Below are 22,609 nucleotides of genomic sequence, written 5' to 3' on the forward strand. Positions count from 1 at the left end.
AAACCTGAATTGTATGCAAAGGACGGGCGCGGTTGTTTTTCGCGCCCGTTTTTATGTCAGACTTCGGTCATCAGTTGATCTTTGGCGACAGCGCGGAGGTCGCGCATTTTGGCACGAATGGTGGCCTCGTCCGCGAGGTCACCCAGATCGGTCGCGACTTTGCGATAGACGTCTTCTTCGCCAGATTCCTGAAGATCGGCTTTGACGACCTCTGCAGCATATGCGGCTGCTTCGTCGCCTGATTTCCCCAAAAGTTCTGCCGCCCAAAGCCCCAAAAGCTTGTTTCGTCGGGCTTCTGCCTTGAACTGCATCTCTGCGTCATGGGCGAACTTATCTTCAAAGGCCTTCTCGCGATCGTTAAAAGTGCTCATGGAAACCTCCCTTTGATACGGTGCTCTGCATTCTATGTGGTGGTCCACATTAGTCAGGACAAGATTTCCCCGCATTGAGCTATCGCAAATTCGCATAGCGGTTTGCGCTTGCAATTCTTGCAGCTTCGGGGGGCTTGCCCTATACGCAGCCCATGACTCACGCTGCGGAAAGCGCAGCCAGACGAGGGGACGTGCATGGCGCGGCGCAAAAAGATCTACGAAGGCAAAGCTAAGATTCTGTATGAAGGCCCAGAACCGGGCACGATTGTTCAGTATTTTAAGGACGATGCCACTGCATTCAACGCAGAGAAAAAGGCTGTCATCGACGGTAAGGGCGTTTTGAACAACCGCCTGTCCGAGTTTTTTATGACCGGTCTTCAGGCTGTAGGGATTCCTACGCACTTTATCAAACGCCTCAACATGCGCGAACAACTGTGCCGTCAGGCAGAGATTGTGCCGCTCGAGGTGATTGTGCGTAACTTTGCGGCTGGTTCCATGGCAAAGCGTCTGGGCCTCGAAGAGGGCACCCAACTGCCGCGTCCGATCGTTGAGTTCTCGTATAAAGACGACGCTCTTGGTGATCCTCTGGTACCCGAAGAATACATCGCAGCGTTCGGCTGGGCGACCCAGCAAGAGTTGGACGAAATCGTTTCGACCGCTCTGCGCGTGAACGACTTCCTCGCCGGTGTTATGCACGGCGTTGGTATCCGTCTGATCGACTTCAAAATCGAATTCGGTCGGGTCTGGGAAAATGAATACCCACGTTTGGTGGTTGCTGATGAAATCAGCCCCGATAGCTGCCGTCTGTGGGATGTTGAAACAGGTGCGAAGCTCGACAAAGACGTATTCCGTCGCGATCTGGGCAACCTGACCGATGCCTATACCGAAGTGGCACGTCGTTTGGGGGTTCTGCCCACGAACGTCACCCACACGACCAAGCCAACGATGATTAACTAAGAAGGATATCGCCCGATGAAAGCTCGTGTGCATGTCATGCTGAAAAATGGCGTTCTGGACCCCCAAGGTGAGGCTGTTCGCCACGCTCTGGGTGCGCTTGGTTTTGCCGGCGTCGAAGGTGTCCGCCAAGGTAAAGTGATCGAGCTCGATCTTGCTGATGGGACCACTGAGGCCACTGTCAAAGAGATGTGTGAAAAGCTCCTCGCGAATACCGTGATCGAAAGCTACACGGTGGAGCTGTCCTGATGAAGGCTGCTGTCCTCCAGTTCCCGGGTTCCAACTGCGACCGTGATATGGCGGTCGCGCTGGAAAAGTCCGGCTTCGATGTAACGGTGGTTTGGCACAAAGACGCCAGCCTGCCCAAGGTTGATCTGGTTGCTGTGCCGGGTGGTTTCTCGTTCGGTGACTACCTGCGCTGCGGCGCGATTGCGGCGCAATCGCCCGTGTGTCAGGGCCTTGTCGATCACGTCCACGCTGGTGGTTACGCGCTGGGTGTGTGCAACGGTTTTCAGGTTCTGACCGAAACCCGTCTGCTACCAGGGGCACTGATGCGCAATGCGGGTCTCAAATTCGTCTGCCGCACCGTTGGCCTGACCGTTGAGACTACCGATAGCGCCTTCACCTCTGGCTACACTAAGGGTCAGATCGTCGATATTCCTGTCGCTCACCACGATGGTAACTACTATTGCGACGACGAAACCCTTGCTGCGCTGCGTGATCAGGACCGTATCGCGTTCACCTACACTGAGAACGTAAACGGCGCCCGCGAGAATATCGCTGGTGTTCTGTCTGAAAACCGCCGTGTTCTGGGGATGATGCCGCACCCTGAACGTGCCATCGACGCCAACCATGGTGGAACCGATGGACAGGCGCTTTTCCGCTCTATGCTGGACCAGTTGGTCAGCGCCTAATTGAGCCTTCCGTGGGGCGAGCGTAACATCGCCCCATGGGTGCAAAGACCGTGAACCGTGCTGAGAGAGCAAAAATCCGTCGTTGGCTTAATCGGCTGGCGTTCGGTTTATTCGTCGCAATTGCGATCGCGGTGGTCTACGTCACCAATGTTTTCCTGACAGAGCGTTTTACGGAATCGACCCGCAACAGGGCCGAAGTACGGATGACGCTCTACGTCGGTAACCTGATTTCCGAACTTCAGCGTAACTCAATCGTGCCGCAACTGCTGGCGCGCGACCCAGAGTTGCTGCGTGCATTGTCGGCGGCGGAATATTCTCTCTCCACCCAACGTCTGTTGTCCTTTGTCGATGAGATCGGCGCGGCGTCTTTGATGCTGTTGGATAAAGACGGACGCACGGTTGCTGCGACTGACAGAAACCGTTTGGGTGAAAACCACCGCAACGCGCCGTATTACATCAATGCGCTGCGGTCGAACGCCACGATTTTTACCACGGTGCGCACTGAATCGGGCGGGTTTTCGTTCGTTTACTCGCGTAAGATGGATGACCCAAGCGGCACCTTGGGTGTGATGACCGTTGCCGTCGATTTGCAAAAACTCGAACGCAGTTGGGCGAGCATTTCTGATGCAGTGTTCGTTGCTGATAGTGAGGGGACGATCATCCTCTCGACCGAACCGCGCTGGCGTGGATTGGTAGAAGAGCAAGCCTTGGCCCGTCAATCGCCCGCATCCGCCATTGATCGTGCGTTCGAGGCGACTCGCGATTGGACCGTCGTTCCGATTGACGCCTATTTGCGTGGCGAGGCCGTGTTGCGCCGAGAGACCCGCGTTCCGTTCCAAGGCTGGAAGATGGTGAGTTTCACCACCTATGATTCCGTGCGGGAAAAGGTTAACGGGGTACTTGCCCTCGAAATCATGGGCTTTGCGATCCTTTTGGCTTTGGCGTTCTGGGTGTCCTCACGCAAATCCGCGAACCGCGTTGTGTTTTTCCAGAGGGAATCGGCAGAGTTGCGGGCGTTGAACCTTCGGCTCCAGCGTGAGATTGCAGAACGTCAGAAGGTCGAAAAGACGCTGGAGGTGGCGGAGCAATCGCTAGCGCAGTCATCGAAATTGGCTGCTTTGGGTGAAATGTCTGCGGCGGTGAGCCATGAGTTGAACCAACCGCTCGCAGCGATGAAAACATACCTCGCGGGCGCACGATTGCTATTGCAGCGTAAACGCGCGGACGAGGCCCTGTCGTCGTTCGGGCGGATTGACGATCTGATCGACCGTATGGGCGCGATCACCAAACAGCTGAAATCCTATGCCCGCAAAGGCAAAGACGCCTTTGAAGAGGTGGATGTGCGTGACGCGGTGTCCACCGCGCTATCGATGATGGAACCGCAGTTGAAAACGCGGAAGGTCGCGATCACGCGGACTTTGCCATCCGATCCCGCGTTAATCTTTGGGGATCGGCTGCGGCTTGAACAGGTGATCATCAACCTTTTGCGCAACGCGCTCGACGCGACCAAAGGTGTCGATGATCCCTCCGTTGAGGTCACGCTGACGGTGACAGACGCAGTGCGATTGATCGTGCGCGATAACGGGGCAGGGATCGAAGACCTCGATGCTCTGTTCGAACCATTTTACACGACGAAACAACCGGGTGACGGTGTGGGGCTTGGCCTCGCGATTTCGTCAGGAATTGTGACTGACCTCGGGGGTCGCCTCACCGCGCGCAATGGCGCAAAAGGTGGGGCGGTCTTTGAAATGACCTTGCCGGTCTTGGCCAGTGATGTTGAAGCAGCGGAGTAAACACAGATGACAAAAGCCATGAAAATTGCCGTTGTGGACGATGAAAAGGACATGCGCCAGTCGATCAGTCAGTGGCTGGCGTTGTCGGGATTTGACACCGAAACCTACGCCTGCGCCGAAGATGCCCTAAAGGTTCTGACCTCGGATTACCCTGGTATTGTAGTCAGTGACATTAAGATGCCCGGCATGGATGGGATGCAGTTTCTGCGTAAAATCAAAGGCCTGGACAGCACTCTTCCTGTCATCATGATCACTGGTCACGGCGATGTTCCGATGGCGGTGGAGGCGATGCGGATCGGGGCGTATGATTTTCTTGAGAAGCCGTTCAACCCTGACCGAATGACTGAGCTTGCGAAAAAGGCAACCAATGCGCGGCGCGTGACCTTGGACGCACGGATGCTGCGCAAAGAACTGTCGGACCCGACTTCGCTGATGCAAAAGCTGATCGGCACCTCGCCCGCGATGGAGCGTCTGCGCGAGGATATCCTCGATCTAGGTCAAGCCGATGGGCATGTGTTGATCGAAGGCGAGACAGGAACCGGAAAAACGCTGATTGCTCACGCTCTCCATGCGGTGAGCGCTCGTGCGTCGAAGAAATTCGTGATCCTGTCCTGTGGCGCCTTTGACGAGGACAGCCTGACCCGCCGTCTGTTTGGTCCTGCGAATGAGGACGAGCCGATCCCAGCGATGGAAGAAGCACGTGGCGGGACCTTGGTCCTTGAAGACATTGAGGCGCTCAGCCCGTCGCATCAGTCGCGTTTGATGACTGCGATCAATGAGCAGGGCACACCAGCTGAAACACGGATCATCGCGATCTGTAACCTGCAAGAGCAGGATAAAACCTGCGAAAGCGAGCTGCGCTCTGATCTGTTTTACCGATTGGCCGCGCTGCGCATCACTGTGCCGCCGCTGCGGGCGCGGGGTGAGGACATTCTGTCGATCTTTACGACCTATGCGGAACAGTTTGCCGATGAATACGGCTGCGACACGCCGCAAGTGTCGGCGCAAGAGGCCGCGCAATTGTTACAGGCACCTTGGCCGGGGAACGTGCGCCAGTTGACGAATGTTGCTGAACGCGCGGTTCTGCAGTCACGCCGCGGGTCGGGCACGATTGCGTCCTTGTTGATGGCGGATAGTGACGAACAGCCGCCGACCATGACGACCGAAGGCAAACCTCTGAAAGAATTCGTGGAAGCTTTTGAGCGGATGCTGATCGATAACACGATGCGCCGCCATAAAGGGTCGATCGTGGCGGTGATGGATGAACTGTGCCTGCCGCGTCGAACGCTCAACGAAAAAATGGCAAAATACAACTTACAGCGTTCTGATTACCTGTAATTGGCCTTTGATTTGGCTGGTTAACACATTGACCATTGTATTTTATCCCCAGCCAGTCTTATGTAGTCGTTACGTGATGGCGTCCGCAATGGCGCGGCCGACACCGGAAAGATTCACTGTCTCAGACATAAGGGTCACAGACTCGGTCTCCGACAGATGTGTATTTGGCCCCGAAATGGGTCGATAGGATGCCCTGGCAGCGCGAGTTTATCGGACGCGCCGGGCTTATAACGGGCGCCCGAAAAGGGCGCTGAGGAAGAACCGCGATGCAACGCGCGCTGGACACAGGCAGACGATTGACGGCCCCAAGGGGCCTCTCTGCTTGCCGCGCCCGTTTCGCCCCTGACAGACACGACTACATATCCGCCGCGCCCCCGGGTAGGGCGGCATTGCGTCGTGCAATTGGAAAACATGGCAAAGAAAATGCTCATCGATGCCACCCACGCGGAAGAAACCCGCGTCGTGGTGGTAGACGGCAACAAAGTTGAGGAATTCGACTTTGAAAGTCAGTCAAAACGCCAGCTTGCTGGTAATATCTATCTCGCAAAAGTAACGCGCGTCGAACCGTCGCTTCAGGCGGCTTTCGTCGATTACGGTGGTAATCGGCACGGTTTCCTTGCGTTCTCGGAGATCCATCCGGATTATTATCAGATCCCGGTCGCTGACCGTGAAGCCCTGATCGCCGAAGAGCGCGCATATGCGGAAAGCCTCGCTGCCGAGGACGAAGACGAAGATAAGCCCAAGAAGGTCAACCGCCGCCGTCGGTCGCGGTCGAAACCTGCTGCGGCCAAGTCGGACGATCTAATCGCGACAAAGGACGTTGACGCAGAACCCAAGGGGATGGAAACCATTGATCTGGGTGAGGACGACGACCAAGAGGGCCTGAGCCCGATGGAAACCGTTGCGGAAACCCCTGTCGAAGAGCCCGAGGATGACACGGCTGCTGAGGCTCCTGTTGTCGAAGAGGCTGCAGAAACCGAAGAGGCTGTCGCTGAGGACATTCAGGACGAGGCTCCTGAAGTGGTGTCCGAAGAAACCGTCGAGGACGAAGCAGACGACGAAGACGACGATGCTGATAACAACATCGAGTCCGTAGCGAATGAGGACGACCACGAAGACGTTCGCCCTGCGCGCAAGCCGCGTCCCAAGCGTTACAAAATCCAAGAAGTGATCAAGGTTCGCCAGATCCTCTTGATCCAAGTTGTAAAAGAAGAACGCGGTAACAAAGGTGCTGCGCTGACGACATATCTGTCGCTCGCGGGCCGTTACTGTGTTCTCATGCCGAATACGGCGCGTGGTGGTGGCATCAGCCGCAAGATCACCAATGCTGTCGACCGCAAAAAGCTCAAAGAAATCGCGACCGAGATGGATGTGCCAGATGGTGCAGGCCTGATCATCCGCACTGCGGGCTCTCAGCGCACGAAGGCTGAGATCAAGCGTGACTACGAATACCTGCAGCGCCTGTGGGAACAGATCCGCGAACTGACGCTGCAATCGACCGCGCCAGCAAAGATCTACGAAGAAGGCGACCTGATCAAACGCACGATCCGCGACCTCTATTCCAAAGAGATCGATGAGGTGATCGTTGCGGGTGATGCGGGCTACCGCACGGCAAAAGACTTCATGAAAATGATCATGCCGTCGCATTCGAAAAACGTGAAACCCTACAACGACCAGCTGCCGCTCTTTGCGCGTTATCAGGTTGAGGGTTACCTCGCTGGTATGTTCAACCCGACCGTTCAGTTGCCGTCAGGCGGCTATATCGTGATCGGTGTGACAGAGGCTCTGGTTGCGATCGACGTGAACTCTGGCCGCGCGACCAAAGAAGGGTCGATCGAACAGACCGCGCTGAAAACCAACCTTGAAGCGGCGGATGAAGTTGCGCGTCAGATGCGTCTGCGCGACCTTGCTGGTCTGATCGTCATCGACTTTATCGATATGGACGAGCGCAAAAACAACACTGCCGTTGAAAAGCGCCTCAAGGACAAACTGAAAACCGACCGCGCCCGTATCCAAGTGGGTCGCATCTCGGGCTTTGGTCTGTTGGAAATGTCGCGCCAGCGTCTGCGTCCGGGTATGCTCGAGGCGACGACACAGCCTTGTCCGCATTGCCACGGCACAGGTCTGCTGCGGTCAGATGACAACGTCGCTCTGTCGATCCTGCGTCAGTTGGAAGAAGAGGGCGTTCGTGGTCGTTCCAAAGAGGTTCTGGTCCGCGCACCGATTGCGATTGCAAACTATCTGATGAACCAGAAGCGCGAACACATCGCTGCGATTGAAGCCACCTACGGTATGGCTGTTCGCATCGAATGTGACCCCACGCTGGTTTCGCCTGATTTCGCGATTGAGAAGTTCAAGACCGCAACACGCATCGTTCCCGAGGCCGCACCTGTTGTGTCTGCGTCGAGTGTTGTGATCGACGATCTTGAAGACGATATCGAAGATGCGGAAATCCTCGACGAGGATGAAGCAGATGCGGACGCTTCCGATGCAGAGACAGCAGAGGGCGAAGGTGATGGCGATGATAAGCCGAAGAAACGCCGCCGCCGTCGTCGTCGTCGGAAGAAGCCTGGTCAGGGTGAGGGCGAGCAGTCGTCCGAGTCTGGTGACGAGGCCGAAGGTGCTGACGCGGATGCAGAGGGCGATGCGCCCGAGGCTGAGGCTACCGAGGCTGCGGAAGCTGCTGCTGAGGTCGAGGCCGAAGCGCCTGTAGAGGTACCGAAACCGAAACGGACGCGTACGCGCCGCAAACCCGCCGCTGCTGCGGAGGCTGCTGAAGGTGAGGCTACTACGACCGAGGCTGAAGTTGCTGAGGCTCCTGCTGAGGAAGCGCCGAAACCGAAGCGCACTCGCACCCGTAAGAAACCCGCTGTGAAAGCAGAAGAGGGTGAAGCGGTAGAAGCGGCACCTGCGGAAGAGGCAGAGGAAGCGCCGAAGCCGAAACGCGCACCTCGTGCTCGTAAGAAACCCGCTCCAAAGGCTGAGGCTGTTGAAGCACCTGCTGAGGTGGTCGCTGAACCTGTTGCAGAGGCGACGCCTGAGGCACCTGTTGAAGCAGCGATTGAGGTAGCAGCACCTGCGCCTGAACCAGTGGCAGCTCCTGAACCTGCTCCGGTGGCGGAACCAGCGCCCGCGCCTGCTGCTCCAGCGGCTGAGGTCGAAGAGCCGAAAGACGATAAACCCAAACGCCGCGGTTGGTGGTCACTGGGTCGCTAAATTGATCAGGCCGTCCTTCGGGGCGGCCTTTTCTTTCAGCCCTTCGCTAAACTGTGACGATCAGCGCAGGACATCGGGGGTGACGCGCGCTATCTGCCACGGTATCGAAGGGCAAAGATCAAAGGGCCAGACGACATGGGCGAACTACTCTCAACGCAGATTGTGATGGATGCAGGGCTTTTGACGGCCATGGGCGTCGCATTGTTTGCGGGGCTGCTGTCGTTCCTTAGCCCCTGCGTGCTGCCTGTTGCGGCGCCGTATCTTGCTTATATGGGCGGCGTTACGGTCTCTGATATGGATGGGTCGGCATCGGCGCGGGGCAGGGTGATCCTCGCGGCTGTGTTCTTTGTCCTCGGTCTGTCGACGGTCTTTGTGTTCCTTGGCTACGGGATGTCCACGATTGGGCGGCTTTATTGGTCGGTGATCGAATGGGTGAACTACGTCGCAGGTGCGTTGGTGATCCTCTTTGGTCTGCATTTCATGGGCGTGTTCCGCATCCCGTTTCTGATGAAAGAAGCGCGGATCGAGGTGAAGGATCAGGGCGGCTCTGCCTTTGGAGCCTATCTCTTGGGCCTCGCTTTTGCCTTTGGTTGGACGCCGTGCCTAGGCCCGATCTTGTCGACAATCCTGACCCTTGCCGCCCAAGAAACCCAAGCCGCCCGTGGCGCGATCCTTCTTGGCACTTATGCAGCGGGGCTCGGGATACCGTTTCTGCTGATCGCGATTTTCTTCCCGCGGCTCAAAGGGCCGATGGCGTGGATGAAACGCAATATGGGTGTAATTGAAAAGGTCTCGGGTGCGTTGCTGGTCGTGATTGGCCTTCTCCTGCTCACAGGTCGGTTCGCTATGCTGTCGGGTTGGTTGTTGGATACCTTCCCCGTGCTTGGCACCATCGGCTAGGTCTTACTCTCGCCCAAATTCCGCGTTAGGCTGACCGAAACAGTCGCGGAATAGCGCATGACGGAAACGACCCATAAACAGGTGAAACGGCGTCGGGTGTTTTACATCCCCGGCTACGACCCGATTCATCCGCGCCGCTATCGTGAACTTTACCGCAAAGAAAGCGCCGATCAGGCCCGCGTGTCGGGCTATGAGATCGCGCTCAAACCAAAAACGACGGGTGGTGCTTATGGGTGGCACGTCACAGCGATCATCGACGGGCAGGGCGTGGATGCGGACGTCGATGTACTGGTCTGGTCTGACATCGTGCGCAATTCTATGTCGCAGAGCATTCCCGCGACCTACGGTCAATTGGTGCGCACAGCGTGGGAATACATCGCGACTGGTGCGCTGTTTCGTTTGATGCGCCTGCGCAAGGGGCCTGTGATTGCAGCACTTTATCCTGTCGGGATGCTGCTGTTGCAGTTGGCCGTGGCCGTGGGGATCGGCGCGTTATTGGGTAAGGCTGCCGCGTTCGGCGCGTCTTTGATCGGTTTGCCCGAGTGGATTGGAGCTGTGGTAGGTTTGGCCATCGGTGCAGTCAGCGCGGTCCAATGCCTCCAATTCTTCAAATCCAAAGACGGGAAGCTCTTTGCCTATTACCTCATGCACGACTACGCCTATTCGGCCCGTTGGAAAGGCGCGAACCCGCCCGAGCTAGAGACGCGGATGGCGGAGTTTGGGGACCAGATCGCGGCCGCGTTTGGCGATGGCTACGATGAGGTTCTCGTGGTCGGTCATTCTTCTGGCGCGCACCTCGCCGTGTCGATCTTGTCCGACTTGATCCGTGACGGGCGAGTGCCTGAACAAGGGGCGAAACTGTCGTTCCTCTCGCTTGGTCAAGTCGTCCCGATGGTGAGCTTCCTGCGTGATGCGTGGCGGTTGCGTGCTGATTTGGCCTATCTGTCGACGCGAGACGAATTGACATGGGTGGATGTCACGGCACCGGGGGATGGCTGTGCTTTTGCGCTTTGCGATCCTGTTGGGGTGACGGGCGTGGCGCCCGAGGATCAGAAATGGCCGCTGGTGATATCGGCGGCCTTCACGCAGTCCTTGTCAGCAGAGCGGTGGAGCGAACTGCGGTGGCGGTTCTTTCGACTGCATTTCCAATATCTCTGCGCCTTTGATCGGCCCAGAGACTACGATTATTTCCAGATTACGGCGGGGCCACTGACGCTCGGCGATCGATACGAGGGACGCCCGCCATCGCGAAGCCGTAAGGTGGCTGCCGCTTCGCGTTACAGATCGGTGGCCCCATGATGCCGCCCAAACCCAAGGCCCGCGCTGATAAAGTGTCGCTTTGGCGATATCTCAAACTCTTTCGCGAGGACATCCTGAGCGCGCAGCCCGCGCGGCTCTATCGGGCGTGGATGGCAGAGTTTAAGACGCCGTTTTTCCGCAGCTACCTCTGCAATGACCCCGAATTGGTGCGTCAGGTTCTGAAAGAGCGGCCCGATGATTTCCCTAAAAGCGACCGCATTGGTGCGGGACTGCGACCGCTCCTTGGCAACTCGGTGTTTCTGACCAATGGCGAGACGTGGAAACGTCAGCGCCGCATCATTGATCCCGCATTTGAGGGCGGTCGTTTGCGCGACACCTATCCCGCGATGTGGGAGGCGGGCGAGGCCGCTGTCGCGCGCCTTTTGGCCCATGCTGATGGCACCCCGATAGAGATCGAGGCAGAGACGAGCCATGCTGCGGCCGATGTGATATTCCGCACGTTGTTTTCGATCCCGATCGAGCACGAAACTGCCTCCGCAGTATTCTCAGAGTTCAAAGCCCATCAACGCAGCCAGCCGATCCTGAACCTCGCGGCGTTTATCCGTGGGCCAAAATGGATGCCTCGGTTCTTTAGCGCGGAAACCAAACGCACGGCAGGCGTCATTCGAAAGCTCATCGGTGATCTGACCACGGAACGTTTGTCTGCGATTGAGGCAGGCACCGCGCCAGATGATTTGGCGACCAAGATCATGACCACCACTGACCCCGAAACAGGGGATCAGTTCGATGTGGACGAGATGATCGATCAGGTCGCGATCTTTTTCCTCGCGGGGCATGAGACGAGTGCCTCTGCCTTGGCGTGGACATTATATCTGATGGCCACCAATCCAGAGTGGCAAGAGCGTGTGGCAGAGGAAGCCAGCGAGCTGAGTTCCGATTTCAGCTCTGTCTCACGTCTGAAACTGTCGCGGGATGTGTTCCGCGAGGCGCTACGCCTCTATCCACCTGTGCCGATGATGGTGCGCGAAACCACCTGTCCCGAAACCTTCCGTGGTCGCGATGTGAAAACGGGTTCGCAGATCGTTTTGTCGCCGTGGCACCTCCATCGTCACGAACGGCTATGGGAGCGGCCTGACGAATTTGATCCGACGCGGTGGGGCACTGAGAATGGCAAACAGTGCCAGCGCGAGGCCTACATCCCGTTTTCCGCAGGAAGCCGTGTTTGCACGGGCGCGGGCTTTGCCATGGTCGAAGGGCCGATGTTGCTATCGTTGATTCTGCGGAATTTCATCATAGAGCCAGATGAGAATCGCAAACCCGTTCCAGTTGCGCACCTAACGGTTCGGTCATCTCAGGGCATATGGTTGCGTCTGCGAAAACGTGGTTAGGGTACCGCATTATCCGAAAGACTAGTAAAAAGTTCTGAAATTTTATGTAGCTTTGTCAGTAACTTAAATCGTAAATAACCCTGTGGTTTAGTGGCTATTTTCACTTACAGCTAGCTGGTCAGATTTAAATATATACTAAAGGTCATCGGGGGCTAAGCCGAATGGGTGTCGGTATGGCTATGATTGACTTTTCTACGACTGACGGTGGGCTCCGTCAGTCCTTGGATCGGGTAAAGGGCTTGATGCTGCGGGGGCGTTTGTCGCGTCCTGTCCGTCAAACTCCGCGAGAGGTGCTGCGCGAACGTAAACGCGCGCCCTATGCGCAAATCCTCGAATCCGAGCTTCGTGAGTTGCAGGATCTCGCGCGGGTGCGTGCGTCGCTTTACGCGTCGGACTGAAGGCGTTTCAGGATCCAAACGCGGATTGCGGACGCGAGGCCAACGTCGCCACGGGCCTCGTCGATTTCAACGGCAAGTTCGTTTATCGCCTTACCGTCCTCTTTGGCAGCTTTTGTGAAGGCTGCCCAAAACTCAGGTTCGAGAGACACCGATGTGCGGTGTCCCTGAAGTGTCAGAGAATGTTTTTCGGGCCGTGTGGTCATTCGTCCTCGAACTTCTGCTGATCGAGCCGCTGGCGCGCTTTCTCTTCCCGCGCTGCCGTTAACAAACGCTCCGCTTTGGTGCGGCCAAATTTAACAGCATTCGCATCAGCCTGCGCTTTTTCTTCGGCGCGTGACTTTTGTTTGCGGGCTTTGTTTAGATTGATGATGTCACTCATCTTGCGACTCCGTCAGTTGGAGGTTCGGAGTATCGCAAAGCGTGTATCCCTGCCAAGAGGGAAAGAAAAAGGCCGCCCCGAAGGGCGGCCCGTTTGATTAGCCTTTCGGGCCGATCATGTCTTCTGGACGCACAATCCGATCGAACGTCTCTGCATCAACAAAGCCGAGCGCGATGGCTTCTTCTTTGAGGGTGGTGCCGTTCTTGTGTGCGGTCTTCGCAACCTTGGTTGCGTTGTCGTAACCGATGGTCGGAGCCAGCGCTGTGACGAGCATCAGTGACTCTTTCATCAGTTTGTCGATACGTGCGACGTTTGCCTGCGTGCCAACAACCATGTTGTCAGTGAAGGCCGAAGCCGCATCACCGAGCAGCTGCATCGACTGCAGAACATTGTAGGACATCATCGGGTTGTAAACGTTGAGTTCGAAATGACCCTGCGAACCCGCGAAACCAATCGCTGCGTCGTTGCCCATGACGTGTGCGCAAACCATGGTCAGTGCTTCGGCTTGGGTTGGGTTCACTTTACCCGGCATGATCGACGAACCTGGTTCGTTTTCAGGTAGGATCAGTTCGCCCAGACCCGAACGCGGGCCAGAGCCCAAGAGACGCATGTCGTTTGCGATCTTGAAGAGCGAACCAGCAACGGTTTTCAGAGCGCCAGAGAACATGACCATTGCGTCGTGTGCTGCCAATGCTTCGAATTTGTTCGGCGCGGTGACGAATGGCAGGCCAGTGATATTCGCGATTTCTGCAGCGACCTTTTCAGCAAAGCCAACGCGAGTGTTCAGACCTGTGCCCACAGCGGTGCCGCCTTGTGCCAGTTCGTAAATGTCCGGCAGGCACATCTCAACGCGTTTGATGCCTTGTGCAACCTGATGCGCGTAGCCACCAAATTCCTGACCGAGGGTCAGAGGGGTCGCATCCTGAGTGTGGGTACGGCCAATTTTGATGATGTCTTTGAACTCTTCCGACTTCGCAGCCAGAGCAGCGTGCAGCTTACGCAGGCCCGGAAGCAGAACGTCACGTGCGTGCATGCCGATGGCGACGTGCATCGCAGTCGGGAAGGTGTCGTTCGACGACTGACCCATGTTGCAGTGGTCGTTCGGGTGAACAGGCGATTTCGATGCCAGCTGTCCGCCGAGGATTTCAATAGCGCGGTTCGAGATCACTTCGTTTGCGTTCATGTTCGACTGCGTGCCAGAGCCAGTCTGCCAAACAACGAGAGGGAAGTTGTCGTCGAATTTTCCTTCGATGACTTCGGTCGCGGCTTCTTGGATCGCTTTGGACAGGGTTGCGTCCAGATCGCCAAAGCCTTCGTTGACGATTGCTGCAGCTTTTTTGATCACGCCGAGTGCGCGGATCACCGGCACGGGCTGACGTTCCCAACCAATTGGGAAGTTCATGATCGAACGCTGGGTCTGTGCGCCCCAGTATTTGTCTGCGGGGACTTCAAGCGGGCCGAAGCTGTCGGTTTCGGTGCGGGTTGCGGTCATCTGGACTCTCCCTGTTACGACTTGGGGCTTGTCATACCCCATGCGCACGGGAAATCAATGCAGTATACCGATGCATACCGCGTTGTTATCGCTATCAAGGAAAACGAATTGCCGCAGCTTACTTGCGGAATTGGTCCAGACTGACGACTTCGGCCTCTTTGCGGGGCTTCGGCTCTTCTTCGGCCATTTCGACCATCGGCGCTTCGTCGTCGTCATCCTCGTCGTCGAAATCGTCTTCTTGCGTTTCGAACCGAAGCCCGAATTCAACGGATGGGTCCACAAAGGTGCGGATCGCATCGTAGGGGATGTAGATGGGTTCTGGATTGTCACCAAAGTTCAGCGTGACGCTGAACCCTTCGTCGGTGACGGTCAGGGCGTCGAACCAATGTTCCAACACGATCGTCATTTCGCCCGGATACCGATCCGACAGCCAATCGGCCAGTTCGACATCAGGGTGCATCGTGTCAAAGGTGATAAAGAAGTGGTGCTGTCCGGGCAGACCTTCGTCCGCGACGCGGGCCAATACTTTTTGAATGAGGCCACGCATAGCCTCGTGCATCAGATTGCCGTAGTCGATCTTCTGGCTCACGGTCGTTCCTTTCGCCCTGTTACCCCCAACATACGGGATTCGGAGCGGGATAAAAGAGGGATAGTCACGTTGTCGCTATGACAAAATGTACAAGCCAACTGGCGCCGCCCGTGAGGCCAAGCACCACTGGCAAACCGTAGGATTTGCGAAGCAGCAAAAATCCCGCAAAGAGCGCAAGGCCTAGGGCATTTGGGTCGAGTGATGCAGCCTTGGGCAGGATGAAATGGGCTGGGCCAAAGGTGATGGTTTGCGCCGAGCCAAAGAATAAATGCAGCGCGAACCAGACGGACAAGTTGGCAATAACACCGACAACAGAGGCCGTTACACCAGCGAGCGCCGCCGACAATCGAGGGCGAGAGGCGAGCCAGTCGATCAGCGGTGCCCCTGCGAAAATCCATATGAAGCAGGGTACAAACGTCACCCAGAGCGCCATTAACCCTGCCGCGACACCCGATAGCCCCGCGTTGGTGCCAGCAACGACGGCCACGAACTGGGTCACAAGGATCAGTGGGCCGGGTGTGGTTTCAGCAAGCCCCAGGGCATCCATCATTTGGTCAGTCGAAAGCCAGCCGTAATTCGCGACGACGTCTTGGGTCATATAGGCCAGAACGGCGTAGGCCCCGCCAAAGGTGACAACAGCGAGTTTGGAAAAGAACACGCCGATGTCGCGCAGCAGGCCGTCACCCACCAATAGGATCGGAAGGCCCCAGAGAATGCCTCCGATCATGATGACCATGAGTGGAGTGCGCCAGTTGATGGAGACCTTTGGAGCGTCCTCTGATGTTGTGCAGAACGCGCCGCCAACTATCGCGGCTACGGCGATCACGAGTGGAAAGGGCAGGGCGAAGATGTAGAGGCAGACGAATGCCCCCAAAGCCAATAGCCAATGCACCTTGAGTTTCAGCGCTTTCTTGGACAGACGAAGGATGGCTTGAATCACGATCACGACGACCGTGGCTTTGACGCCGAGAAATACCGCCTGAACCCAATCCAAGGCACCGAACTGCCCGTAGAGCAAGGCCAGCGCCATGATCACAATTGCACCCGGTAGGACAAAGAGCCCGCCGCCGATCAATCCCCCGATGATGCCGCGTTGTTTCCAGCCTGCATAAGTGGCGAGCTGCATTGCCTCTGGACCGGGGAGAAGCATGCAAAACGAAAGGGCGCGGAGGAATTCTGTTTCCGACAGCCAAGGGCGTTCTTCGACCAATTCACGGTGCATCAAGGCGATCTGCGCCGCGGGGCCACCGAAAGACAAGAGGCCAATGCGGCCAAAGATGCGGATTAGGTCAGAGAGCTGGGTCATGGGCGCAATTGGCCATTGTTTTAAGCCCATTGCAATTCATTCCAACGGCTGTCTCTAAATCTTCATCCCCTACAACTTTTCGTTTCATTGTCGTTATTTATAGGTATCCTGAGAAGAGGCTATCATAAGGGGTCACGGGATGGAAAAACTGCTAGGGGCCGTTGCGATCCTCGTGTTGTCCGTTTTGGGCTACATGGGCGCTAAATCATTGGGTCTCTTTGGAAATCCCGACCGACATGCAGTTGAGTTACAATTGGCGCTTATTGATCAGGCAAAGCAGCTTGAGGCCGAAGGATATTTGCCGTGGGACTCCACCGATATTGTGGCGTCGACACGCGTGACGGGTATGAAGCTGTCCGTTGAAATTACGCATGTCGCACCATCAGAAAGCATGGTGCAGGCAACGGTCTGCAATTACCGCCGTATGCGCCTTTTGATCCAGAGCGGCGCGACCATCGAGTTTATCTGGAAGCCAGAACCAAACGGCACTGTCATGGCGGTTTCAACGGTCAGTAAATGCTAGGGATGAAGTGGAGGTTTCTGTTGCCAGGTACCTCCGAACCCCGCCTGAGGCTGCTAGGCGTCAGGACTTAATTTCGGCGACCCGAACTGCTTACGCAGCCAGAGCCATTGCCGGAGCACGATTGTCATTTGCAATTGTACAGTTTGAACCGATAACGGTGGTATCTCACCGAGACAAAGCATAACCCCTTTAGACGTTCGTCGATCCTATTTCGACCCCATGATCCCCAAATGAAGGATGTTTGGTGGAGTCGCCGGGTACCGCCCCCGGGTCCGATCCGCTTATTACGAGCGCGTTTATGTCCATAGTCCCCGAAGAGACATCTCGAATATAGGCGCGACCTTTGGCGAACTCAAGTGGCCTCGCGCAAAAGGTCAGGATGAACGGGTTGCGTTTGACGGCGCGGCGCGTGCCGCTATCCTCAAATGATACACATGAGGGAGAGAGCATGTTCAAGGCATTGATCGTCGACAAGGATGAAGCGGGTACTACCAGTGCATCGGTTCAGGATATCAGCACCGACCGTTTGCCAGAAGGCAATGTGACCGTCGCAGTGGAGTATTCGACTGTGAACTACAAAGACGGGCTGTGCCTTGGGTCAGGGGGCGGACTTGTTCGGAATTATCCTCATGTACCCGGTATCGATTTCGCTGGAACGGTCGAAGCTTCTGAAGATCCGCGCTGTGCGGTGGGCGATAAGGTCGTTCTGACGGGCTGGCGCGTGGGCGAGGTACATTGGGGTGGTTATGCGCAAAAGGCGCGGGTCAATGGTGATTGGCTGGTGCCGCTGCCTGAGGGGCTAAGCACCCGACAGTCGATGGCGGTAGGGACCGCAGGGTTGACCGCAATGCTCGCCATTATGGCGCTTGAGGATCATGGCCTAACCCCAGAAAAAGGCGAGGTTTTGGTCGCGGGCGCTGCGGGTGGCGTCGGGTCTGTTGCGACGGCGATTTTGGCGCATTTAGGGTATCAAGTGGCTGCCGTCACAGGGCGCCCAGAGACTGAAGGCTACCTGCGTGAACTCGGTGCGACCCGTATCGTTGCCCGCGAAGACATCGCTGAAACGGTCAAGCGTCCGCTTGAGGCGGAAACGTGGGCTGGCTGCGTTGACGCTGTTGGTGGCGCGATGTTGGCCCGTGTGTTGGGGCAAATGAAATATGGTGCAAGCGTCGCGGCGGTTGGTCTGGCGGGTGGTGCCGCCTTGCCCGCGACCGTTGTTCCGTTCCTGTTGCGGGGGGTGAACCTCTTGGGCATCGACAGCGTGATGCAACCCTACGACAACCGCGTTCGAGCATGGCAGCGGATCGCAACTGATCTGCCGATGGACAAGCTTGAATCGATGGTTCAGCCCGCAACCCTGACTGATCTGCCGAATTTGGGGGCCGATATCCTAAGGGGGCAAGTCAAAGGGCGTGTTGTCGTTGATGTAAACGCTTGACCTTTAGTAACGGGCGCTAGTTTCGCTGCAATTGTTAAATAGGACTATGCATGACTGACCAGCGCCCTATCCTCTTTTGGTTCCGCCGTGATTTGCGCCTTGCCGATCACGAAGCACTCACCGCGGCGTGCGAGACGGGGTGTCCGATTATTCCTGTCTTCATTTGCGATGACATTGTGGACGGAACAGGTGCAGCGCCAAAGATGCGTTGGGGGCAATCTGTTGGGGCTTTGGCGGATAAGCTTGCTGAGATCGGGAGCCGCTTGATCCTGCGCCGTGGGGCCGCTTTGGACGTGCTTCAGCAATTGATCGCAGAGACGGGCGCTGGGGCGGTCTATTGGTCGCGTCTCTACGATCCCGCCTGCAAAGCGCGGGATACGGCGATCAAGTCGACGCTAAAGGATCAAGGCATCGATGCGCAAAGTTTCGCGGGTCATCTGTTGTTCGAACCATGGACGGTTTCGACAAAGCATGGCGGCTATTACCGCGTCTATTCGCCAATGTGGAAAGCCGTTCGGGATCGCCCCGTTGCTCCGTGCTTGCCCGCGCCCGAAACCTTTCCCACACCAGAGGTTTGGCCCGCGTCGGATCGATTGGAGGATTGGAAATTCAGTGCTGCGATGCGTCGCGGAGCCGATGTTGTGACCGCCCATCAAGCGATCGGTGAAAAGGCGGCTGCCGCGCGGTTGGATGATTTCATCGAACATCGGATCAATGATTACAAAGCCAATCGGGATTTTCCGGCGGTCGAGGCGACCTCACGCCTGTCCGAAAACCTCACCTATGGCGAAATCGCGCCTCGGGCTCTGTGGCACGCTGGTTGGCGGGCGATGGAGGAAGGTGCGGCGGGAGCCGAACACTTCCTTAAGGAAGTCGTCTGGCGTGAGTTTGCATATCACTTGCTTCATCACACGCCACATATTCTCGATGCGAATTGGCGGCCTGAATGGGATGCGTTCCCGTGGAATACGGATGAGGACACACCCGCGGTCATCGCATGGAAACAGGGGCGCACAGGCGAGCCATTCGTCGATGCCGCAATGCGCGAAATGTATGTCACGGGCACGATGCATAATCGGTCTCGCATGATTGTGGCGTCCTATTTGACGAAACATTTGATGACCCACTGGAAGGTTGGGCTGAAATGGTTCGAGGATTGCCTCACGGATTGGGACCCTGCGGCGAATGCGATGGGATGGCAATGGACGGCAGGGTCGGGGCCAGATGCGGCACCCTATTTCCGTATCTTTAACCCCGAAACCCAGCTTGAGAAGTTCGATGGGGATCGCATCTACCGCAAACGCTGGATCGCGGAACGTTACGCCACGCCGACTGAAACGGCTCTGAGCTATTTCAATGCCGTCCCGTTAAGTTGGGGGCTGACACCTAATATGGACTACCCTGAACGAGTTGTTTCTTTGGAAGCAGGACGAGCGCGAGCGTTGGATGCATATTCTGCACGTGAAAAATAATCCACTCTGGTCAGATGTGCGTAACCCTACATAAGATAACAAATAATTCGGGCGAAGTTCCGTTGAAATGGGGAAATAAATGATACTGACCAGCACCAAAGGGCAATCCAATCTTCCGCGCTATTTTGGTCCGGTCTTCGACATCCTGTGCAATATTCCGCGTGGTCGGATCGATATCGAGCTCCCTGATGGCCGCGTGTTTCGTGCCGAAGGCAAATCTGCTGGCTATGTCACCGCGATCACCATTCACAACAAGGATATCTTTGCGCGTCTGATCCGCGAGGGCGACCTTGGGTTTATGGAATCCTATATGGAGGGATGGTGGGATACGCCTGACCTGATGACCTTTATGGATTTCGTCCACGACGCCGAAGATGAAGTTTTCGACGGGTTCCCTGGTCAGGGTTTGGTGCGGGCCTATGAAAAACTGCGGTTTTGGTTACAGTCGAATTCAAAACGACAGGCCAAAAAGAACATCAGTTACCATTATGATTTAGGTAACGATTTCTATGGCTTATGGCTCGATGATACGATGACGTATTCGTCGGCTTATTTCAGAACCGGCCAGGAAAGCCTCGAAGCGGCGCAAATTCAGAAATACGCGGCGATGGTTGACGCAATGGGCGTGAGCGCTGGTGATCATGTGCTCGAAATCGGCTGTGGATGGGGCGGATTTGCCGAATACGCGGCAAAGGAACGTGGTCTGCATGTAACGGGCCTTACCATCAGTAAGGAGCAGTTGAATTACGCGCGTGAGCGTATTGAAAAGGCAGGACTTTCTGATCGCGTCACGCTAAAGATGCAGGACTATCGCGATGAGACGGGCACCTATGATGGGATCGCGAGCATTGAGATGTTTGAAGCAGTCGGTGAGAAATACTGGCCCGTTTATTTCGAAACGGTTCGCAAATGTCTGAAGCCGGGGGCAAAGGCGACGCTACAGATTATCACTGTGCAGGATCGTCGGTTTGAGGTTTATCGCAAGGGTGTTGATTTCATTCAGAAATACATTTTCCCCGGTGGGATGCTGCCGAGCCCCTCTGTACTGCGCAAAGAGGTTGAAAAGTCTGGTATGACCGTGGACGGCTCAATCGAATTTGGCGAAAGCTATAGCCAAACTCTGCGGCGCTGGTCGGATGTGTTCAATGACCGATGGGACCAGATCGCGGCGTTGGGGTTCGATGATCGTTTTCGGCGAATGTGGAATTTGTATCTCTCCTCTTGCGCGGGAACATTCCATAGCGGAAACTGCGACGTGACCCAGATAACGGTGTCGCGCCCGACCTGAGCGCGTGAGTAGGCACCGATGTTCAAAAGGACCGGTGTCTATGCCCACTTTTGCAAAACTCTTTGGCGCAGTTGGATTTGCAGCGCTCTTTATTGGGGCATCTTTCCTGATGGTGCCGTTGTTCCCGTTCGGCCTGACGCCTTGGTATTTCACGGAGTTCAATGGCGGCATCGCCTTGATCCTCGGTTGGCGGATCGCGGGTGGTCGTGCAGGTTTGGGCACCATGAGCGGGATCAGCAACGGTATTACGGCACTTGTAGCGATCGTGTTTTGCACCCTAGCGCTGCACGGGTTCACCCAGATGCTGCTACGGTCGGCGGAGTTGCGGTATAACGGGTTGATGCAGGCGATGATGTCGGGGATCGCGATTTCCTTCGATCTCGCCGTGGTACTCGCAAAGCCGACAGTCATTGCCGTTCTGTTGGCTGGATCGATTGTGATTGGGATCGTGACTGAATTTGTCGCTGAAAAAATGGATTCCTGATGGATTTGTTTGTGTTCGGGTCGCTCCGCGATCCACGGTTGTTCCACCTGATCGCGGGCGAGGGTGGCACACCGACTGAAACGGTTTTGCCTGATTACCGCGTTGAACGGGTCGCAGGCACGACGGTGCCGATGTTGGTGCCAGCGGTCGGTGAACTGGCCAAAGGTGTGCTTTGGCGTGGGCTGTCAGAGGCGCAGATGGAGCGTCTGGACGCTTATGAACTGCCCTGGGACTACAGCCGTGGCTCGGTCGTGATCGACGGGATCGAAGCGGGCGTGTATTTTGCGGACCTTCCAAATGTTTCGAGTGGTGAGCTTTGGTCGTTAGAGACTTGGGAACGGGAAGATGGCGATGTGTCGCGAATGGCCGCTGCAGAAATCGCGCTTCATTCACCGCCGCTCAGCGGTGAGGCCCTTCGTCAGCAATGGAAACCCATACGGGCAAGGGCGGCGGCTCATGTGCGGGCAGGGCGCGAAACAGGGCCGAACGAAGTGCGTCGCGCCGCTGGTCATGCGGCAATTGTAAAGAACCGCGTGCTGTCTGGTGACTTTTATAAATTCCGTGGTGTGGACCTCGAGCGCGAGACGTTTAACGGCGTGATTGCGGAACCGATGGCAAGAGAAACCACAGTCGGTTTCGATGCGGCGCTGGTTTTGCCGTATGATCCCGTGCGGGATCGGGTGCTTTTGACGGAACAGTTCCGCACAGGTCCGTTTTTCCGCAGAGACGGGAATCCGTGGATGCTAGAGCCAGTCGCGGGCATCGTGGATGACTACGAAACGCCCGAGGACGCAGCGCGCCGCGAAGCCGTCGAAGAAGCGGGTTTGACCATTGGTGAACTGCTCCCTGTGGCGAATGCTTACCCAACCCCAGGGAATTGCACGGAATTTTTCTACTGCTACATCGGCATTTGCGATTTGCCCGATGATTTACCGCGTTTGGGCGGGCTAGACACAGAGGCGGAAGATATTCGTCTTCACCTTCTGGATCGCGAACGGGCGTTGGGTTTGGTGGACAGCGGCGAAATCACGGTTCTGCCTTTGATCATGATGTTATACTGGCTTGACCGAAACCGCTCTGGGATCACTGCACTGGCTTGAGTTATC

Annotated in this window: 22 protein-coding genes and 1 other RNA gene; 16 read left to right on the forward strand and 7 right to left on the reverse strand. The window is 56.4% G+C overall.

Annotated elements, in window-relative coordinates:
- Positions 1-56: 56 nt before the first annotated feature.
- Positions 57-371 carry a DUF1476 domain-containing protein gene (locus AC07ED_RS06000; RefSeq protein ID WP_105234972.1) on the reverse strand — a complete coding sequence of 105 codons (315 nt, stop codon included), beginning with the start codon at positions 369-371 and terminating at the stop codon, positions 57-59.
- Positions 372-566: 195 nt separating this feature from the next.
- Between AC07ED_RS06000 and purC the strand changes: the two genes are divergently transcribed.
- The 10 genes from purC to AC07ED_RS06050 all read left to right on the forward strand — a co-directional run bounded on the left by purC (position 567) and on the right by AC07ED_RS06050 (position 12,532).
- Positions 567-1,328, forward strand: a complete 762-nt coding sequence (gene purC / locus AC07ED_RS06005; RefSeq protein ID WP_067545383.1) for a phosphoribosylaminoimidazolesuccinocarboxamide synthase — start codon at positions 567-569, stop codon at positions 1,326-1,328.
- Positions 1,329-1,343: 15 nt separating this feature from the next.
- On the forward strand, positions 1,344-1,574 hold the full coding sequence (purS, locus tag AC07ED_RS06010) for a phosphoribosylformylglycinamidine synthase subunit PurS (RefSeq protein ID WP_067545380.1): 231 nt from the start codon (positions 1,344-1,346) through the stop codon (positions 1,572-1,574).
- The gene (gene purQ, locus AC07ED_RS06015; protein WP_105234973.1) at positions 1,574-2,239 is read left to right on the forward strand and encodes a phosphoribosylformylglycinamidine synthase subunit PurQ; all 666 of its coding nucleotides are present in this window, start codon (positions 1,574-1,576) and stop codon (positions 2,237-2,239) included. The genes purS and purQ overlap by 1 nt, the downstream gene beginning before the upstream one ends.
- Positions 2,240-2,274: 35 nt before the next feature.
- Entirely contained in the window at positions 2,275-4,032 is a 1,758-nt protein-coding gene (locus AC07ED_RS06020) for a sensor histidine kinase (RefSeq protein ID WP_105234974.1), read from the forward strand.
- A 6-nt stretch (positions 4,033-4,038) separates the two neighbouring features.
- On the forward strand, positions 4,039-5,370 hold the full coding sequence (locus tag AC07ED_RS06025) for a sigma-54-dependent transcriptional regulator (protein ID WP_105234975.1): 1,332 nt from the start codon (positions 4,039-4,041) through the stop codon (positions 5,368-5,370).
- Between the two features lie 411 nt (positions 5,371-5,781).
- Positions 5,782-8,586 carry an Rne/Rng family ribonuclease gene (locus tag AC07ED_RS06030; protein WP_105236340.1) on the forward strand — a complete coding sequence of 935 codons (2,805 nt, stop codon included), beginning with the start codon at positions 5,782-5,784 and terminating at the stop codon, positions 8,584-8,586.
- A gap of 135 nt (positions 8,587-8,721) precedes the next feature.
- Positions 8,722-9,486 carry a cytochrome c biogenesis CcdA family protein gene (locus AC07ED_RS06035; protein WP_105234976.1) on the forward strand — a complete coding sequence of 255 codons (765 nt, stop codon included), beginning with the start codon at positions 8,722-8,724 and terminating at the stop codon, positions 9,484-9,486.
- Positions 9,487-9,543: 57 nt separating this feature from the next.
- Positions 9,544-10,785, forward strand: coding sequence for a hypothetical protein (locus tag AC07ED_RS06040; protein ID WP_105234977.1), 1,242 nt, complete (start codon positions 9,544-9,546; stop codon positions 10,783-10,785).
- Complete coding sequence (locus AC07ED_RS06045) at positions 10,782-12,134, forward strand: cytochrome P450 (RefSeq protein ID WP_105234978.1); 1,353 nt, start codon at positions 10,782-10,784, stop codon at positions 12,132-12,134. Before AC07ED_RS06040 ends, AC07ED_RS06045 begins: the two co-directional genes overlap by 4 nt.
- Positions 12,135-12,307: 173 nt before the next feature.
- Positions 12,308-12,532, forward strand: coding sequence for a hypothetical protein (locus tag AC07ED_RS06050; RefSeq protein ID WP_158664508.1), 225 nt, complete (start codon positions 12,308-12,310; stop codon positions 12,530-12,532).
- Here the strand turns inward: AC07ED_RS06050 and AC07ED_RS06055 are convergent.
- From AC07ED_RS06055 to chrA, 5 genes are all read right to left on the reverse strand, one after another.
- Positions 12,517-12,735 carry a ribbon-helix-helix domain-containing protein gene (locus tag AC07ED_RS06055; RefSeq protein WP_067545352.1) on the reverse strand — a complete coding sequence of 73 codons (219 nt, stop codon included), beginning with the start codon at positions 12,733-12,735 and terminating at the stop codon, positions 12,517-12,519. The genes AC07ED_RS06050 and AC07ED_RS06055 overlap by 16 nt on opposite strands.
- On the reverse strand, positions 12,732-12,911 hold the full coding sequence (locus AC07ED_RS06060) for a DUF4169 family protein (protein ID WP_105234980.1): 180 nt from the start codon (positions 12,909-12,911) through the stop codon (positions 12,732-12,734). Before AC07ED_RS06060 ends, AC07ED_RS06055 begins: the two co-directional genes overlap by 4 nt.
- A 97-nt stretch (positions 12,912-13,008) precedes the next feature.
- Positions 13,009-14,403, reverse strand: a complete 1,395-nt coding sequence (fumC, locus tag AC07ED_RS06065; RefSeq protein WP_105234981.1) for a class II fumarate hydratase — start codon at positions 14,401-14,403, stop codon at positions 13,009-13,011.
- 118 nt (positions 14,404-14,521) lie between these two features.
- The gene (locus AC07ED_RS06070; RefSeq protein ID WP_197498061.1) at positions 14,522-14,992 is read right to left on the reverse strand and encodes an SspB family protein; all 471 of its coding nucleotides are present in this window, start codon (positions 14,990-14,992) and stop codon (positions 14,522-14,524) included.
- 64 nt (positions 14,993-15,056) lie between these two features.
- Positions 15,057-16,298, reverse strand: a complete 1,242-nt coding sequence (gene chrA / locus AC07ED_RS06075) for a chromate efflux transporter (RefSeq protein WP_105236341.1) — start codon at positions 16,296-16,298, stop codon at positions 15,057-15,059.
- A 139-nt stretch (positions 16,299-16,437) separates the two neighbouring features.
- Here chrA and AC07ED_RS06080 point away from each other — a divergent pair, with 139 nt between their 5' ends.
- Entirely contained in the window at positions 16,438-16,821 is a 384-nt protein-coding gene (locus AC07ED_RS06080) for a hypothetical protein (RefSeq protein ID WP_105234982.1), read from the forward strand.
- 6 nt (positions 16,822-16,827) lie between these two features.
- On the opposite strand, the gene ssrA is transcribed toward AC07ED_RS06080, so the two are convergent.
- Positions 16,828-17,181: a transfer-messenger RNA gene (gene ssrA, locus AC07ED_RS06085) on the reverse strand.
- 88 nt (positions 17,182-17,269) lie between these two features.
- Between ssrA and acuI the strand changes: the two genes are divergently transcribed.
- The 5 genes from acuI (at position 17,270) to AC07ED_RS06110 (ending at position 22,603) form a co-directional block, all read left to right on the forward strand.
- Entirely contained in the window at positions 17,270-18,259 is a 990-nt protein-coding gene (acuI, locus tag AC07ED_RS06090; RefSeq protein ID WP_105234983.1) for an acryloyl-CoA reductase, read from the forward strand.
- A gap of 50 nt (positions 18,260-18,309) precedes the next feature.
- Entirely contained in the window at positions 18,310-19,731 is a 1,422-nt protein-coding gene (locus tag AC07ED_RS06095; protein ID WP_105234984.1) for a cryptochrome/photolyase family protein, read from the forward strand.
- 79 nt (positions 19,732-19,810) lie between these two features.
- The gene (locus tag AC07ED_RS06100; protein ID WP_105234985.1) at positions 19,811-21,019 is read left to right on the forward strand and encodes an SAM-dependent methyltransferase; all 1,209 of its coding nucleotides are present in this window, start codon (positions 19,811-19,813) and stop codon (positions 21,017-21,019) included.
- A gap of 40 nt (positions 21,020-21,059) precedes the next feature.
- Positions 21,060-21,503 carry a TrgA family protein gene (locus AC07ED_RS06105; protein ID WP_105234986.1) on the forward strand — a complete coding sequence of 148 codons (444 nt, stop codon included), beginning with the start codon at positions 21,060-21,062 and terminating at the stop codon, positions 21,501-21,503.
- Positions 21,503-22,603, forward strand: coding sequence for an NUDIX domain-containing protein (locus tag AC07ED_RS06110; protein WP_105234987.1), 1,101 nt, complete (start codon positions 21,503-21,505; stop codon positions 22,601-22,603). The genes AC07ED_RS06105 and AC07ED_RS06110 overlap by 1 nt, the downstream gene beginning before the upstream one ends.
- Positions 22,604-22,609: the final 6 nt, after the last annotated feature.

Source organism: Aestuarium zhoushanense (genome assembly GCF_056431045.1).